The organism is Lentzea atacamensis, assembly GCF_003269295.1.
GTDB lineage: Bacteria > Actinomycetota > Actinomycetes > Mycobacteriales > Pseudonocardiaceae > Lentzea > Lentzea atacamensis.
In genome coordinates, this window is record NZ_QLTT01000002.1 from 331,540 (window position 1) to 346,572 (window position 15,033).

Genomic DNA, 15,033 nt, shown 5'->3' on the forward strand with positions numbered 1-15,033 from the left:
AGCGACGAAAGATGCCCCGGTCCACATCGGACCGGGGCATCTTCGCGTGTCAGACCTTCGACTTGTCCTGATCTGGCAGCGGTGTGCCGGTCGGAACCTCGTCGGTCGGGGTGTCCTTTTTCTCCGTGCCGCGCCGTACCGACTCGAGCAGCATCTGCGCCACGTCCACGACCTCGACGTGCGCGCCCGCCAGGCCGTCGGACTGACGTGCCGTCACACCGTCGGTGAGCATCACGCGGCAGAACGGGCAGCCGGTCGCGATCTTCGACGGCGCGGTGGACAGCGCCTCGTCGACGCGGTCGACGTTGATGCGCTTGCCGATCCGCTCCTCCATCCACATGCGGGCGCCACCGGCACCGCAGCACATGGAGCGCTCTTCGTGGCGCGGCATCTCGCGCAGCTTCGCGCCGGACGCACCGATGAGCTCACGCGGTGCCTCGTAGACCTTGTTGTGGCGGCCCAGGTAGCACGGGTCGTGGTAGGTGACGTCCTCGGTGACCGGCGCGACCGGCACCAGGCGACGCTCACGCACCAGCTTGTTCAGCAGCTGCGTGTGGTGCACGACCTCGTACGTGCCACCGACCTGCGGGTACTCGTTCGCGAGCGTGTTGAAGCAGTGCGCACACGTCACGACGATCTTGCGCTGGCCGACCGGCCGGTCCTCGAAGACCGAGTTGAGGACCTCGACGTTCTGCTGCGCGAGCATCTGGAAGAGGAACTCGTTGCCGGCGCGGCGGGCCGGGTCACCGGTGCAGGTCTCCTCCGGGCCGAGCACCGTGTACTTGACGCCCGCGGTGTGCAGCAGCTCGGCCACGGCGCGGGTGGTCTTCTTCGCGCGGTCCTCGAAGGCGCCGGCGCAGCCGACCCAGAACAGGTACTCGGCGTCGCCCAGCTCGCCGTCGAACACCGGCACCTCGAACTCCAGGCCCTCGGTCCACGCCAGGCGGTCCTTGGCGTTCTGGCCCCAGGGGTTGCCCTTGTTCTCGAGGTTCTTGAACATGCCGCCGAGCTCGGTCGGGAAGTTCGACTCGATCAGCACCTGGTAGCGGCGCATGTCGACGATGTGGTCGACGTGCTCGATGTCGACCGGGCACTGCTCGACGCACGCGCCGCAGGTCGTGCAGGACCACAGCACCTCGGGGTCGATGACGCCCAGCTCGTCGGGGCCGCCGACCAGCGGGCGCTCCGACTCGGCCATCGCCAGCACGTCGATGGACTCGAGGCGCTTCTTGTAGTCCTCGTACTTGTCCTCGACCAGGCCGACCTCGTCACCGGCCATGTCGCGCGAGCCGCCGGCCAGCAGGTACGGCGCCTTGGCGAAGGCGTGGTCGCGCAGCTGCGTGATGACCAGCTTGGGGGACAACGGCTTGCCGGTGTTCCAGGCGGGGCACTGCGACTGGCAGCGGCCGCACTCGGTGCAGGTGGAGAAGTCGAGCCAGCCCTTCCAGCTGAAGTCCTCGACCTTGCCGACGCCGAACACGTCCTTGTCCGGGTCGGCCTCCTCCAGGTCCAGGACCTTGCCGCCGGACATCATCGGCTTCAGCGCGCCCAGTGCGACGCCACCGTCGTCCTCGCGCTTGAAGTAGATGTTGAAGAACGCCGAGAACCGGTGCCAGGCAACACCCATCGTCAGCTTGCGGCCGACCACGACCAGCCAGATCATGCCGGACAGCAGCTTGATCAGCGCCATCACGGAGACCCAGATCGGCGCGGCGGGCAGGATCTGCGCCAGCGGCTGCGTCACGAACGACGTCCACAGCGGCGCGACCTCCAGGCCGCTCGACTGCTTGAACGCCTTCACCATGAGGATGCCGACACCCTCGATGATCACGACGGCCTCGACGAAGTACGCGGCCTTGAAGTCCGAGCCCGCGAAGCGGGAGACCCGGTCGGCGCGGCGCGGGTGGTTGCGCTGGCGGATGATCGCGAGCGCCACACCGCCGACGACGGTGCCGAGGCCGAGCAGCTCGATGAGCAGCAGCCAGATCGACCACGTGCCGATGATCGGCCAGTGGAAGTGCGGGTCGAACACCTCGCCGTAGGCCTCGAACAGCACCGCGGAGCCGATGAGGAAGCCCCACATCACCATCCAGTGCCACGGGGCGACCGAGCGGAACTTGGCCATCCTGGTGTGCGCGACGAACTCGACGATCAGCGTCTTCAGTCGCGGCCAGAACGGCCCGTTGCGCGTCGTGTCCGGCTGGCCGAGCCGGATGATCTTGATCATCTTCCACACGCCAGCGACGAACACGCCCCAGGCGACGACGCTCACCGCTACGGCGACGAGTCCGAGAACCAGCTGGAGGGTCATGGCGGGAGTCTAGGCCACGTTACTGGTGAGTAACCACTTGGACGTGGCCGGTGTCTCCTCACGGACCGGTCAAGTACCCGGAAATTGATCAAAAACTTATGGAACAATCGTTCAAGTAGTTCCATTGTGTCTCCTTCTGGGCACCCGGAGGTCGCCGTGCTTTACCTGTATCTCGCTGCGGCGATCGTGGGCGAGATCGCCGCCACCGTGTCGTTGAAGCTGTCCGAGGGCTTCAGCAGACCGTGGCCGTCAGCTGTGGTCGTCGTCGGTTATGCGATCGCCTTCACAGCTCTTTCGCGCGCGTTGAAGTTGGGTATGCCCGTGGGCGTCGCCTACGCCGTGTGGTCCGCCATCGGCGTCGCAGCCGTCGCGTTGATCGGATGGAAGTTCCTGGGCGAGACCCTCAACCCCACGATGGTCGTCGGGCTGGTTTTGATCATCGGGGGCGTGGTGACACTCGAACTCGGGAGGACGCACTGACCGCGGTGATTGACGGGCGCAAGGCGCGCGGCGAGAAGAAGCGGCGCGCCATCGTCGAGGCCACGCTGCGAGTGATCGAGCGCGACGGGGTTGCCGGCGTGACGCATCGCAGTGTCGCCCGTGAAGCCGGCGTGCCCACCACAGCGTCCACCTACTACTTCGCGACGCTCGACGACCTGTTGATCGCCACGCTGCTGTGGGTCGCCGAGGAGGTGTGCGACGACATGCTGCAGATCGTCGCGAGCGGCGGCACACCGCGCGAGATCGCCCGCTCGCTCGCGCGTGCGGTCAACGAGAACCGTGCGCGCACACTCGCCGAATACGAGCTGTACCTGTTGGCGGGTCGTCGTCCCGAGCTGAAGGCCGCCGCACACCGGTGGCTCGACCTCGCCGTGGAAACGGCGCGGCCGGCGGACCCGGTGGCGTTCCGCGCGTTCCTCGCGGCCGTCGACGGGCTGCTCATCCAGGGTCTGACCGCCGATGTTGCTCCGAATGAGGACGACCTGGAGCCAATCGTGTCCTTCTTGATCTGCGGCCGCGACGATTCCACCCCCGCGACGCGGGAACAATGAAGCCATGAAGTTCGCGCGAGAGGTGTCCGGCATCAGCCACGGGGTGAGCCTGGGGCTGCTGGCAGCGCTCTACGTCCGCGACTCACTGGCGTTGTCCGTCGACGTCGAGCCGCACGTGGCAGGCCTGGAGCCGTCGCTGCCGGTGCAGGTGCCCGCGGGCGTCGACCGTGCCGCCGTGACCCGCGAGTGGCCGGGCTGGTGGGCCGACGCGCTGGACGCGTGCATCCGAGGCGCGGAGCCGATCGCACCGGAGAACGCCGAGGCGTTGCTGACGAGGCCGGCCTGCCTCGACGCGGTGCTGGCGCTGAAGTCCGGCATCGAACAGCTGCACCGGGTGCAGGCGCCGGTGGCGTTGCCGATCGGCGATGTGCTGCGCGGCATCGAGTCGCGGATCGGCCGGTGGGCCCAGAGCGTGGAGCTGCACATCGCCGAGGTGCCCGTCGAAGGCCTGCTGTGGGAGCGGATCGGACCCGCGCACGTGCTGGCCTCGACCAGGTTCCTGAACGACCCGGCCCGCACCGCGCCGGCGTTGCGTGCGGTGCTGGAAGACCTCGTCTGACAGTGTTGGATCATTTGGGGTAGGGACAACCCCACCCCGCCTTAGGGGGCTGACTGCCGTGTAGCCGAGCACGGCCACCTCTAGTTTTGTGCTCATGATGAGGACAGCGCTGGTGGCGTTGCTGGTGGGGGCGGTGCTCACGGCCTGTGGCATCCGCATCGTGAAGTACGAGTTCAGCGACGACCACACGGTCGCGGAGAAGTACACGTCGGTGCGGGTGCGCACCAGCGGCGGCGAAGTCTCGATCCGGCACGTGCCGGGACTGTCCGAGACGAAGATCCACCGCAAGGTGGAGCACAACAAGGACAACAGGCCGACGGGAGTCGCGCACCGCGTCGAGGGCGACACCCTGGTGCTGGACGACTGCGGCCGGGACTGCGACATCAACTACGACGTCCAGGTGCCCTCTGCGGAGATCACCGTGCAGGGCGACGTGGGGTCGGGGAACGCCACGATCGAGGGCCTCGCGTCGGTGGACTACAAGACGGGCTCCGGCGACTTCAACGCCAGGAACATCGCGGGCAACGTCCAGATCACCAGCGGTTCCGGCGACGTCGACGTTCGTGACATCACCGGCGACGTCAAGGCCATCACGAGCTCCGGCAAGTTCGGGGCCTCCAAGGTCAAGGGCAGCGTCACCGCCGACCTGGGCTCCGGCAACATCACGCTGGACCAGCTGCAGGGCAAGGTCCTGGCCAACACGGGCTCGGGCAACATCAGCGGCACCGCGCTGGACAACGACGTGACCGCGGACGCCGACTCCGGCAACGTGGAGCTGAACTTCGTCTCGGCACGCACGGTCCGCGTCGTCACGGGCTCGGGCAACCTGACGGTGCGGGTGCCGAGTTCCGCCGGCCCGTACCGGGTCACCGCCGAGTCCGGCAGAGGGGATCGCAGGGTCGACGTGCCGACCGACCCGGCGGCGAAGTACGAGCTCAAGCTGACGGCCGACTCGGGGAACGTGAAGGTGCTGGCCGTGTGAGGCCTGCCGAACCAGGGCGAATGTGTCGAGGGCCACTCCACAAGGGGTGGTCCTCGGCGCGTTCTGAGGGAACAACCAGATCTGGCCAGCCGTTGGTTCAGTCAGAAAGCTTGAGTCGAGTAGGCTCAACGTTGGGCAAGATGGCAAACTTGAGCCAGCAACGCTCAACAAGTACTAGCGGAAGGAACTCCAATGGCGCGTGCAGTCGGCATCGACCTCGGGACGACCAACTCCGTCGTCGCCGTCCTCGAAGGCGGTGAGCCGACGGTCATCGCCAACTCGGAGGGCTCGAGGACGACCCCGTCCATCGTCGCGTTCGCCAAGAACGGCGAGGTTCTCGTGGGTCAGCCCGCGAAGAACCAGGCTGTCACGAACGTCGACCGCACCATCCGCTCGGTGAAGCGGCACATCGGCACCAACTGGAAGACCGATGAGATCGACGGCAAGCAGTACACCTCGCAGGAGATCAGCGCGCGCGTGCTGATGAAGCTCAAGCGCGACGCCGAGGCGTACCTGGGCGAGGAGATCACCGACGCCGTCATCACCGTCCCCGCCTACTTCGAGGACGCGCAGCGCCAGGCCACCAAGGAGGCCGGCCAGATCGCGGGCCTCAACGTGCTCCGCATCGTCAACGAGCCGACGTCGGCCGCGCTGGCCTACGGCCTCGACAAGGGCGAGAAGGAGCAGACCATCCTGGTCTTCGACCTCGGTGGCGGCACGTTCGACGTCTCGCTGCTCGAGCTCGGTGACGGCGTGGTCGAGGTTCGTGCCACGAGTGGTGACAACCACCTCGGTGGCGACGACTGGGACCAGCGCGTCGTCGACTGGCTGGTGGACCGCTTCAAGCAGGCCAACGGCATCGACCTGACCAAGGACAAGATGGCCCTGCAGCGCATCCGTGAGGCTGCGGAGAAGGCCAAGATCGAGCTGTCCAGCTCCAGCACCGCGAGCATCAACCTGCCGTACATCACGGTCGACGCGGACAAGAACCCGCTGTTCCTCGACGAGACGCTGTCGCGCGCCGAGTTCCAGCGGATCACGTCCGACCTGCTCGACCGCACCCGTGCGCCGTTCAACAACGTGATCAAGGACGCCGGCATCTCCGTCGGCGACATCGACCACGTCGTGCTCGTCGGTGGCTCGACCCGCATGCCCGCCGTCGCGGAGCTCGTGAAGGAGCTGACCGGCGGCCGCGAGCCCAACAAGGGCGTGAACCCGGACGAGGTCGTCGCCGTCGGCGCCGCCCTGCAGGCCGGTGTCCTCAAGGGCGAGGTCAAGGACGTCCTGCTGCTCGACGTCACCCCGCTGTCCCTCGGCATCGAGACCAAGGGCGGCATCATGACCAAGCTGATCGAGCGCAACACCACGATCCCGACCAAGCGCTCGGAGACCTTCACGACGGCCGACGACAACCAGCCGTCCGTGCAGATCCAGGTCTTCCAGGGCGAGCGCGAGATCGCGGCGCACAACAAGAAGCTCGGCATGTTCGAGCTGACCGGCCTGCCCCCGGCCCCGCGCGGCGTGCCGCAGATCGAGGTCACCTTCGACATCGACGCGAACGGCATCGTGCACGTCTTCGCGAAGGACCTGGGCACTGGCAAGGAACAGTCGATGACCATCACCGGTGGCTCCGCGCTGCCGAAGGAGGACATCGACCGCATGGTCAAGGACGCTGAGGCCCACGCGGAGGAGGACAAGCGCCGCCGCGAGGAGGCCGAGGTCCGCAACCAGGCCGAGACGCTCGTGTACCAGACGGAGAAGGTCGTCAAGGAGAACGACGACAAGCTCCCGTCCGACATCAAGGAGAAGGTCACCGCCGCGATCGCCGAGGCGAACGAGGCGCTCAAGGGCACCGACATCAACGCCATCAAGGCCGCGGTGGAGAAGCTCGCGACCGAGTCCCAGGCCATCGGTCAGGCGATCTACGCCAACGCTCCGGGTGCCGCCGGTGCCGAGGCTCCTGGTGCGGACGCGCCGGGTGCCGGTGCGGGTGCCAAGGCCGGCCAGGACGACGTCGTCGACGCCGAGATCGTGGACGAGGACGAGAAGAAGTGACCGAGCCGAGGCACGCCGCCCCTGACGAGGAGCAGCCTCAGGTAGTCGTGAACGACCGGCGCCGGATCGACCCCGAAACGGGGGAGGTCCGGGCGTCGGCCGACGCGACCACCGAGGAAGAAGGCGCTGCTCCGGTGGAAGACGCTCCGGTCGTTGCGGAGATCGTGGACGAGGTGGCCGCCGAGCTGAAGACCCAGCTCGACGAGCGCACCGCCGACCTGCAGCGGCTCACCGCCGAGTACGCGAACTACCGCAAGCGGGTGGAACGCGATCGCGAAGCGGTGATCAACAACGCGAAGGCGTCCGTGGCCGCGGAGCTGCTCTCCGTGCTGGACGACGTCGAACGGGCCGCCGCGCACGGCGACCTGACCGGCGCGTTCAAGGCGGTGGCGGACAAGCTCGTGTCCACTCTGCAGAAGACCGGCCTGGAGCCGTTCGCGCACGAGGGTGAGGCGTTCGACCCGTCGGTGCACGAGGCCGTGCAGCACAGCACGTCCCGGGACGTCGACGGCCCGACCGTCACGGCAGTCCTGCGCCGTGGCTACCGGTTCGGCGACAAGCTCGTCCGGCCCGCGCTCGTCGCGGTGACCGACCACGAGCCCGCCGCCGCACCGCAGGCCGAAGAGAGCTGACGGAAGGGAGGAGACGTCCGGTGAGTGCTAGGGACTGGATCGAAAAGGACTTCTACCGCGAGCTGGGCGTCTCCTCCGACGCGTCGGCGGACGAGATCAAGAAGTCGTACCGCAAGCTCGCGCGCGAGCTGCACCCCGACGCGAACCCCGGCGACGCCAAGGCCGAGGCCCGCTTCAAGGCGGTCTCCGAGGCTTATGGCGTGCTGTCGGACCCGGCCAAGCGCAAGCAGTACGACGAGGCCCGGCGCCTGTTCGCGGGCGGCGGTGGCTTTCCCGGCGGCTTCGGCGGCGGGGGTGGCTTCGACGTCAACGACCTGTTCGGCCGTGCCGCGCAGGGCACCGGTGGCGGCGGCCTGGGCGACCTGCTCGGCGGCCTGTTCAACCGGCGCGGTGGTGGCGGGGCGGCCTCCGCCACGCGCCCGCGCCGTGGCGAGGACGTCGAGACCGACGTCCGCATCGACTTCACCGAGGCGGTGAAGGGAGCGACGGTGCCGCTGCGCCTGTCGTCCCCCGCCGCCTGCACGAAGTGTGGCGGCTCCGGCGCCAAGCCGGGCACGACGCCGCACGCCTGTGCGACCTGTTCGGGTTCCGGTCTGGTGACTCGCTCGCAGGGCGCGTTCGCGTTCAGCGAGCCGTGCCGCGACTGCCGCGGCACCGGCCGGATCATCGACGACCCGTGCCCCGAGTGCGGTGGCGACGGCGTCAGCACCCGCACCCGCACGCTGACCGTGCGAATCCCGTCGGGCGTCGACGACGGCCAGCGCATTCGCCTTGCGGGACAAGGCGAACCCGGCCGCAACGGTGGCCCCGCCGGCGACCTGTTCGTGCGCGTGCACGTCAACCCGCACAGCGTCTTCGGGCGCCAGGGCAACGATCTGACGCTCACGGCGCCGATGACCTTCCCGGAGCTGGCTCTGGGCACGACGTTGACCGTCCCGACGCTGGACGGCAAGGTGACCTTGAAGGTGCCCGCCGGCACCGCCTCCGGGCGGGTGCTGCGGGCTCGGGGCAAGGGGATCACCAAGCGCGACGGCACCTCCGGTGATCTCCTGATCACCCTGGAGGTCGCGGTGCCGAACAACCTGTCGTCCGAGGCCCGCAAGGCGCTCGAGGCGTACGCCGACGTCACGAAGGACCACGATCCCCGTGGTGATCTGAACGCACTTCTCGAAGGGCGGTGAGTTCCGTGGGTTTTCCGTTCCCTCCTGGAACTGACGAGGACACACCTTTCTTCGTGATCTCAGTGGCGGCGCAGCTGTCCGGTCTGCACGCCCAGACGCTGCGGTCCTACGACCGGATGGGTCTGGTGTCGCCCGGCCGCACTTCGGGCGGTGGCCGCCGCTACTCGATGCGCGACATCGTGCTGCTGCGCGAGGTCCAGCGGCTCTCCCAGGAGGAGGGCGTGAACCTCGCCGGGATCAAGCGGATCATCGAGCTGGAGAACCAGGTCGACGCACTGCGGGCACGGGTCAACGAGCTGACCCAGGAGCTGGCTCAGGCGTTGGCGGCGGCGGACTCCGCGGCTGCCGCGGTGCACGCCTCCTACCGGCGGGACCTCGTCCCCATCCGGCAGGAGACGTCGCTCGTCGTGTGGAAGCCCAAGCCCCGCAAGTGATCGAGCGTCTCTACGAGGTGTTCGCGGCGCCGCGCCCCGCAGGGGTCGACCATTGCGATCACTGCGTGGACCCGGCGGACGTCGCCCCCTTCACCACCGTGCCGTTGCGCGACCTGACTGCCGGCCACGTCGAGAAGTACTGGTTGCGCTCGGGCACGATCGGCGACGAGACCTTTGTGCGGTACCTGCTTCCGCGCGTGCTGGAGCTGATCGCCGAGGGCGCGCTCGACGCGGACTTCTTCTGGCTGGGACTCGCGAACTCGGCTCACCAGAAGGGTGATCCGCAGGAGCAGCGAGCGATCGAGGAGTACTACGAGGCGGCGCCGCGAGCCCTGGCCGGCCTCGTGCGGGAGTGCGCGGATCGCCTCGACCGCGCCGGACGGCTCGCCGAGTGGCTGCGCGGGCCGGAAGCCCTTGCCGTGCTCGAAGAAGCCGCGCTGACCGGCCCCGATCCCGACGGCGAGCTCTCCGAGGCGCACCTGGCGCTCGAAGCCTGGCGCTGACTCACCGCTGCTCGAAGTAGAACCCGGCCTCCAGATCCGCGAGAAGGCCGGCTTCCTTCGTTTCCCAGCCCAGCAACGCTTTCGTGCGCGCACTGGACGTGGGTGCGTCACGCGCGACCATGTTCGCGAGCGGGCCGAAGTGCTCCACCGCACGTTCGGCGGGGATGCTTTCCACCGGCACGTTCAGCTTTCGTCCGATCACCTCGGCGATCTCCCGCAGCGGCACCGTTTCCTCGGCGACCGCGTGCAGCACCGAGCCGGCGGGAGCCTTCTCCACGGCCAGCCGGTAGAGCCGCGCCACGTCCAGCGTGTGCGTGGCCGACCAGCGGTTGGTGCCGTCGCCGGGGTAGCCGGAGATCCCCGTGGTGCGTGCGACCTTCACCAGCAGCGGGATGAAGCCGGCCGTGTCCAGTGCACTGTGGACGGTTGGTGGCAGCACGGCGACCGCGCCGCGCACGCCGGCCGCGTCGATGATCAGGTTGCGGGCGGTGCCGCGGCTGTGGTCGTCCGGGACCCGTTCGTCTTCGGTGACGGTGCGGCCCAGGCCGGAGTACGACAGCGTGCCGGCGGTGCCGATCAGCGCCTTGCCGGTGCCGGACAGCTCGTCGATGAACGCACGGACCACCGCGAGATCGGCGGCGGACGCACCGGCGTAGTCGCCCGCGAACATCTCCTCGTGCTTGAACGCCAGGTGGATCACCGCGTCGGCCTCGGCCGCGCCCTTGCGCAGGCCGTCCAGGTCGTCGAGGTCGCCGCGCTGGACCGCCGCGCCGAGGTCGGTGAGCTTGGCGGCGGAGGCGTCCGAGCGGGCCAGCCCGACGACCTGGTGGCCGGCCTGCAGGAGTTCCGGGACCAGCGCGGACCCGACATGGCCGCTGCCACCCGTGACGAAGACCTTCATGAGCACATCCTCAAGTGATGGGACTTGGTCTCATCAACCGTAGCAGAGTGATGGGACTAGGTCGCATCACTTAGGATGGCGTCATGGGTCGATGGGAACCGGACGCGCGGGATCGGTTGGTGCGCGCCGCACTCGACCTGTTCAGCGAGCAGGGGTACGAGAACACCGCGGTCGCGCAGATCGCCGAACGGGCGGGGCTCACGAAGAGCACGTACTTCCGGCACTTCCGGGACAAGCGCGAGGTGTTGTTCGGCGGCCAGGACGAGATTCTCGAACTGCTCGCCGGCGGGATCGCCGGCGCACCCGCGTCCGCAGGAGCGCTGGTGGCGGTCGAGGCCGCGCTCGTGGCGATCGCCGTCACGTTCACGGAGGAGCGCCGGGCGAACGGGCCGCGGCGGCTGGCGGTGATCGCGAGCAACGACGAGCTGCGCGAGCGGGACGCGTTGAAGATGACCGGGTTCGCCGCCGCGATGGTCGACGCGTTGAAGCGGCGCGGCGTGTCCGAGCTCGGCGCGGAGGTTGCCGCCGAACTGGGTGTGCTGGCGCTGCGCCGCGCTTACAGCCGATGGCTCGAGGCCGGCGGGGACTTCGCGGAAGTCGCCCGCCGGGCGCTCGAGGAGGTCAGTGCGACCGCTGCGGCACTAGAGCGTGCCGAGTAGTTCCTCGACCTCGGCGGCGATGCGGTCCAGTGCCTGGTCGTTGTCGTGAGCGGCGATCACCCGGTCGATCCAGTCCGCGATCAACGGCATCTGCTCCGGCTTGAGGCCGCGCGTGGTGATCCCTGCCGTGCCGAGCCGGATGCCCGACGGGTCGAAGGGCTTGCGCGGGTCGAACGGCACCGCGTTGTAGTTCAGCTCGATGTTCGCGCGGTCCAGCGCCTGCGCCGCGGGCTTGCCGGCGATCGCCTTCGACGTGAGGTCGATCAGGATCAGGTGGTTGTCCGTGCCGCCGGACACCAGGTCGAAACCGCGCTCCAGCAACGCGTCCGCCAGCGCTTTCGCGTTCGCGACGACGGTGTGCGCGTACTCGCGGAACTCCGGCTGGGCGGCCTCGTGCAGCGCCACGGCGATCGCGGCGGTCGTGTGGTCGTGCGGACCGCCCTGCAGGCCGGGGAACACCGCCCTGTCGATCACCTTCGCGTACTCGGCATCGCAAAGGATCATGGCGCCGCGCGGGCCGCGCAGGGTCTTGTGCGTGGTCGTGGTGATCACCTGGGCGTGGCCTGCCGGGGACGGATGCGCGCCACCGGCCACCAGACCGGCGATGTGGGCGATGTCGGCCACCAGGACCGCGTCGATCTCCCTGGCGATCGCGGCGAAGGCCGGGAAGTCGATCGTGCGCGGGATCGCCGTGCCACCGCAGAAGATGACCTTCGGGCGTTCGGCCAGTGCCAGCGAGCGGACCTCGTCCATGTCCACCACGCCGGTGTCCTTGCGGACGTCGTACTGGACCGCGCGGAACCACTTGCCGGTGGCGGAGACGCTCCAGCCGTGGGTGAGGTGGCCGCCCATGGGGAGCGACATGCCCATCACGGTGTCGCCCGGCTGCAGGAACGCCAGGTACACGGCGAGGTTCGCCGGGGCGCCGGACAGCGGCTGCACGTTGGCGTGGTCCACGCCGAACAGGGCGCGGGCGCGGTCGATCGCCAGCTGCTCGACCTGGTCGATGATCTGCTGGCCCTCGTAGTAACGCTTGCCGGGGTAGCCCTCGGAGTACTTGTTCGTCAGCACCGAGCCTGTTGCTTCAAGCACGGCAGCCGAGACGTCGTTCTCGGACGCGATCATGCGCAGCTTGCGGGACTGCCGCGTGGCTTCTGCCTGGATCAGGGCGGCGATTTCGGGATCAACGTTAGAGAGCACGGCGCATCTCCGTGCCGGGCACCCAGGCGTTCGGTGCGCTCGGCCGTCGCTTCCCGGTGGTCAGTTCCACCCTCGGCACGCCAGTCGCTTCGACGTGCCGAGCTTAGTCCAGGGTGAACGGGTCGTACTTGATCCGGTCGAGCGGTGTTCCGGCGACCAGCATGCGGGACACGGTCGACCTGATCATGGCCGGGCTGCCGCAGACCAGGACGTCACGGTCCTCCCACGCGCCGTAGCGGGTGACCACGTCGGCCAGGGTGCCCTGCTCGACACCGCGGAGGCCGGGGTCCGACTCGAGCACCGGCACGACCGTGAGCCACGGGTTCGTGGTCGCGATGCGCTGCAGGTTGTCGAGGTCGTAGAGGTCCTCGCGGGTGCGGCCGCCGTAGAACAGGTGCACTCGGGGGTTGTCGCCCCACTGCGCCATCTCGTCGATGATCGCGTGCATCGGCGCCACGCCCGTGCCGCCGGCGACCATGAGGATGTCCGACCCGGCCGTGCGGTCGACCTGCAGACGTCCCATGGGCGGTCCGATGCGCCACGTGTCACCGGCTTGGGTGTGACCGACCACCGAGCGTGACACCCAGCCGCCGTCGACGGACCGGATGTGGAACTCGATGACGCCGTCCTCGCGTGGTGCGTTCGCCGGCGAGTAGTACCGCCACAGGCGCTTGCGCTGCGGCGTCTCCACGCTGACGTACTGACCGGCGCGGTAGTTGACCGGGTGGTCCGGTTGCAGCCGGACGACGGCCAGGTCCCACGAGACGCGCTGGTGCTCCAGCACCGTGGCGTGCCAGTAGGCGGGGCCGTTGTCGGCGTCGGCCGCCTCCTGCATGGCCCGCGCCATCAACGTGTAGGCCTCTGCCCACGCCATCTCGACCTTCGGCGTCCACGCAGCGCCCGCGAACTTCTTCACCGCGGACAGCAGCGCCGTGCCGACAGCCTCGTAGTGGACGTTGATGACACCGAACTTGCGGTGGTCACGGCCCAGCTGGCGGAGGAAGGGGATGAGGTCGTCCGGGCGGTCGACCATCTGCACCACATGCACGAGGGCGCGCAGCAGACGGCTCCGCTGCACCTCCATGTTCGCGGGGAACATCTCGCGTGTGGCAGGCGAGAGCGAGAAGAGCATGCCGTAGAAGAACTTCGCCACTTCTTCGGCGTGCGGCTCCACCACCGCGAAGCTCTCCCGGATCATCCGCACCATCGCGGTGACGCCGGGCGGGGGTTCTCGGTGGGGCGGGGTAGGGATGGGGCTCAGCACAGCGTTCGCAGTCATGGTCCGCGCGCAGTCTCCACGTTCTCATTGGCGCCAGCAAGGCGCGGTAGTCCTCGTCAAGCATCCGTCCCCCGACAGGGTGGACAGTAACCCCTGATTGGTGGGTTTGGTTCCTTGATGCCACCTTCGAGCGAAGTGTGATTACCGTACGCAACTAGTTGTTACCGCAACAGTGTGAATCTGGGCATCCGTCTGTACCGGCTTGCTCGCTTGCGTGCAACGGTGTGGCACGTGTCCCCGCCTGAGTTGACTGAAACCACCTCACCCGACCGTGTTGAGCTACCCGGCTCCCGTGGAGAGCACTTCCTCCAATGTGCCCTGGAGACCTCGGACCGCGCCACACGCTTCTACTCGGACCAGGTCCTGGACCACCTCAACCCCGCGATGGCCGAGTTCGTCGGCCGGATGGAGATGGCCTTCATCTCGACCGCTGATGCCGACGGGGAGTGCGACTCCACCCTGCGGGCCGGGCCGGCGGGGTTCATCCAGGTGATCGACTCCCGGACCGTCGCGTACCCCGAGTACCGCGGCAACGGCGTGATGGCGTCCCTGGGCAACATCATGGAGAACCCGCACGTCGGGATGCTGATGGTGGACTTCACCGACGACCTGATCGGGCTGCACGTGAACGGCCGCGCCCGGATCGCGCCGCGCGAGGAGATCCCCACCGAGGACAAGAAGGTGGAGCGGTGGGTGGTGGTCGAGGTGAAGGAGGCCTACATCCACTGCCGCAAGCACATCCCGCGGATGATCCCGGTCGACCGGGTGCGTGACTGGGGCACCGACGACGTGAAGCGCAAGGGCGGCGACTACTTCGGGGTCAAGGCGGGCAAGACCGCGGAGTGACCCGCTGATCTGGTCGCACGGCGGCATGCCGTGTGTCTTCTGCTCGATCATGTCCGGCGACCTGTCCGCCCGGTGGGTGGCGCGGGCGCCGGACGCCGTCGCGTTCCTGCCGTTCCCCACCAGTGCTCCAGCTCCCGGTCACACGCTGGTGGTGCCGCGTGAGCACTCGGTGGGGGTGCACGACGCGACTCCGGCGGCCTTCACGGCGGCCGGCTGATGGTCCAGCGTGTGGCGCGGGCGATGAAGGCCGCGCTCGGTGCGTCCGGGGTGTGCGTGCTCGACGCGAGTGGGCCCGGTTCCGGGCAGAGCGTCGCTCACCTGCACTTTCACGTCGTGCTGCACTGAGAGGACGACGAGTGCTTCGCCTGGCCGGAGCCCTCGGGAAAGCAGCTCGGAGGCGATCTGGCCAGGCGATGCGTGACGCAGTAGACGGCCGAAC

The 15,033-nt window shown here is 68.6% G+C and carries 17 protein-coding genes and 1 riboswitch; of the genes, 13 read left to right on the top strand and 4 right to left on the bottom strand.

The annotated features are described in order from the left end of the window. Positions 1-49: 49 nt before the first annotated feature. A complete protein-coding gene (locus C8D87_RS10315) occupies positions 50-2,311 on the bottom strand; it encodes a (Fe-S)-binding protein (protein ID WP_112226505.1) in 2,262 nt (753 codons plus the stop codon). Between the two features lie 156 nt (positions 2,312-2,467). On the opposite strand from C8D87_RS10315, the gene C8D87_RS10320 reads away from it, so the two are divergent. The 9 genes from C8D87_RS10320 (at position 2,468) to C8D87_RS10360 (ending at position 9,709) form a co-directional block, all read left to right on the top strand. Beyond that, on the top strand, positions 2,468-2,791 hold the full coding sequence (locus C8D87_RS10320; protein WP_109629639.1) for a DMT family transporter: 324 nt from the start codon (positions 2,468-2,470) through the stop codon (positions 2,789-2,791). Further along, positions 2,788-3,363 carry a TetR/AcrR family transcriptional regulator gene (locus C8D87_RS10325; RefSeq protein WP_109632919.1) on the top strand — a complete coding sequence of 192 codons (576 nt, stop codon included), beginning with the start codon at positions 2,788-2,790 and terminating at the stop codon, positions 3,361-3,363. The genes C8D87_RS10320 and C8D87_RS10325 overlap by 4 nt, the downstream gene beginning before the upstream one ends. A gap of 4 nt (positions 3,364-3,367) precedes the next feature. Beyond that, positions 3,368-3,922 carry a hypothetical protein gene (locus tag C8D87_RS10330; protein ID WP_109629636.1) on the top strand — a complete coding sequence of 185 codons (555 nt, stop codon included), beginning with the start codon at positions 3,368-3,370 and terminating at the stop codon, positions 3,920-3,922. A 94-nt stretch (positions 3,923-4,016) separates the two neighbouring features. Beyond that, positions 4,017-4,904 carry a DUF4097 family beta strand repeat-containing protein gene (locus C8D87_RS10335; RefSeq protein WP_146771675.1) on the top strand — a complete coding sequence of 296 codons (888 nt, stop codon included), beginning with the start codon at positions 4,017-4,019 and terminating at the stop codon, positions 4,902-4,904. 192 nt (positions 4,905-5,096) lie between these two features. Continuing rightward, a complete protein-coding gene (dnaK, locus tag C8D87_RS10340) occupies positions 5,097-6,959 on the top strand; it encodes a molecular chaperone DnaK (RefSeq protein ID WP_109629629.1) in 1,863 nt (620 codons plus the stop codon). After that, entirely contained in the window at positions 6,956-7,591 is a 636-nt protein-coding gene (gene grpE, locus C8D87_RS10345) for a nucleotide exchange factor GrpE (protein ID WP_112226507.1), read from the top strand. The genes dnaK and grpE overlap by 4 nt, the downstream gene beginning before the upstream one ends. Before the next feature lie 20 nt (positions 7,592-7,611). Beyond that, complete coding sequence (dnaJ, locus tag C8D87_RS10350) at positions 7,612-8,772, top strand: molecular chaperone DnaJ (RefSeq protein WP_109629623.1); 1,161 nt, start codon at positions 7,612-7,614, stop codon at positions 8,770-8,772. Between the two features lie 5 nt (positions 8,773-8,777). Beyond that, complete coding sequence (locus C8D87_RS10355; RefSeq protein ID WP_109632918.1) at positions 8,778-9,206, top strand: heat shock protein transcriptional repressor HspR; 429 nt, start codon at positions 8,778-8,780, stop codon at positions 9,204-9,206. Next, positions 9,203-9,709 (top strand): hypothetical protein, encoded by a 507-nt coding sequence (locus C8D87_RS10360; protein ID WP_112226508.1) that lies wholly within the window; start codon positions 9,203-9,205, stop codon positions 9,707-9,709. The genes C8D87_RS10355 and C8D87_RS10360 overlap by 4 nt, the downstream gene beginning before the upstream one ends. 1 nt (position 9,710) lies before the next feature. Here the strand turns inward: C8D87_RS10360 and C8D87_RS10365 are convergent, their stop codons facing one another. Beyond that, the gene (locus C8D87_RS10365; RefSeq protein ID WP_112226509.1) at positions 9,711-10,610 is read right to left on the bottom strand and encodes an SDR family oxidoreductase; all 900 of its coding nucleotides are present in this window, start codon (positions 10,608-10,610) and stop codon (positions 9,711-9,713) included. 83 nt (positions 10,611-10,693) lie between these two features. On the opposite strand from C8D87_RS10365, the gene C8D87_RS10370 reads away from it, so the two are divergent. Then, positions 10,694-11,269: a TetR/AcrR family transcriptional regulator gene (locus tag C8D87_RS10370; RefSeq protein WP_109629613.1), complete on the top strand. Its 576-nt coding sequence runs from the start codon at positions 10,694-10,696 to the stop codon at positions 11,267-11,269. On the opposite strand, the gene C8D87_RS10375 is transcribed toward C8D87_RS10370, so the two are convergent. Together C8D87_RS10375 and C8D87_RS10380 are read right to left on the bottom strand one after the other, a co-directional pair. Then, a complete protein-coding gene (locus tag C8D87_RS10375; RefSeq protein WP_112226510.1) occupies positions 11,252-12,469 on the bottom strand; it encodes a serine hydroxymethyltransferase in 1,218 nt (405 codons plus the stop codon). The genes C8D87_RS10370 and C8D87_RS10375 overlap by 18 nt on opposite strands. A 13-nt stretch (positions 12,470-12,482) precedes the next feature. Continuing rightward, a riboswitch (ZMP/ZTP riboswitch) is annotated at positions 12,483-12,567 on the bottom strand. 5 nt (positions 12,568-12,572) lie between these two features. Beyond that, on the bottom strand, positions 12,573-13,676 hold the full coding sequence (locus C8D87_RS10380) for an FAD-binding oxidoreductase (RefSeq protein WP_109629607.1): 1,104 nt from the start codon (positions 13,674-13,676) through the stop codon (positions 12,573-12,575). Positions 13,677-13,970: 294 nt separating this feature from the next. Between C8D87_RS10380 and C8D87_RS10385 the strand changes: the two genes are divergently transcribed. The 3 genes from C8D87_RS10385 to C8D87_RS10395 are packed head-to-tail and all read left to right on the top strand — an operon-like array spanning position 13,971 to position 14,939. Beyond that, a complete protein-coding gene (locus C8D87_RS10385) occupies positions 13,971-14,594 on the top strand; it encodes a pyridoxamine 5'-phosphate oxidase family protein (protein ID WP_233442018.1) in 624 nt (207 codons plus the stop codon). 49 nt (positions 14,595-14,643) lie between these two features. Next, positions 14,644-14,811: an HIT domain-containing protein gene (locus tag C8D87_RS10390; RefSeq protein WP_170166387.1), complete on the top strand. Its 168-nt coding sequence runs from the start codon at positions 14,644-14,646 to the stop codon at positions 14,809-14,811. Further along, the gene (locus tag C8D87_RS10395) at positions 14,811-14,939 is read left to right on the top strand and encodes an HIT domain-containing protein (protein ID WP_112226513.1); all 129 of its coding nucleotides are present in this window, start codon (positions 14,811-14,813) and stop codon (positions 14,937-14,939) included. The genes C8D87_RS10390 and C8D87_RS10395 overlap by 1 nt, the downstream gene beginning before the upstream one ends. The last annotated feature ends 94 nt before the right edge of the window (positions 14,940-15,033 follow it).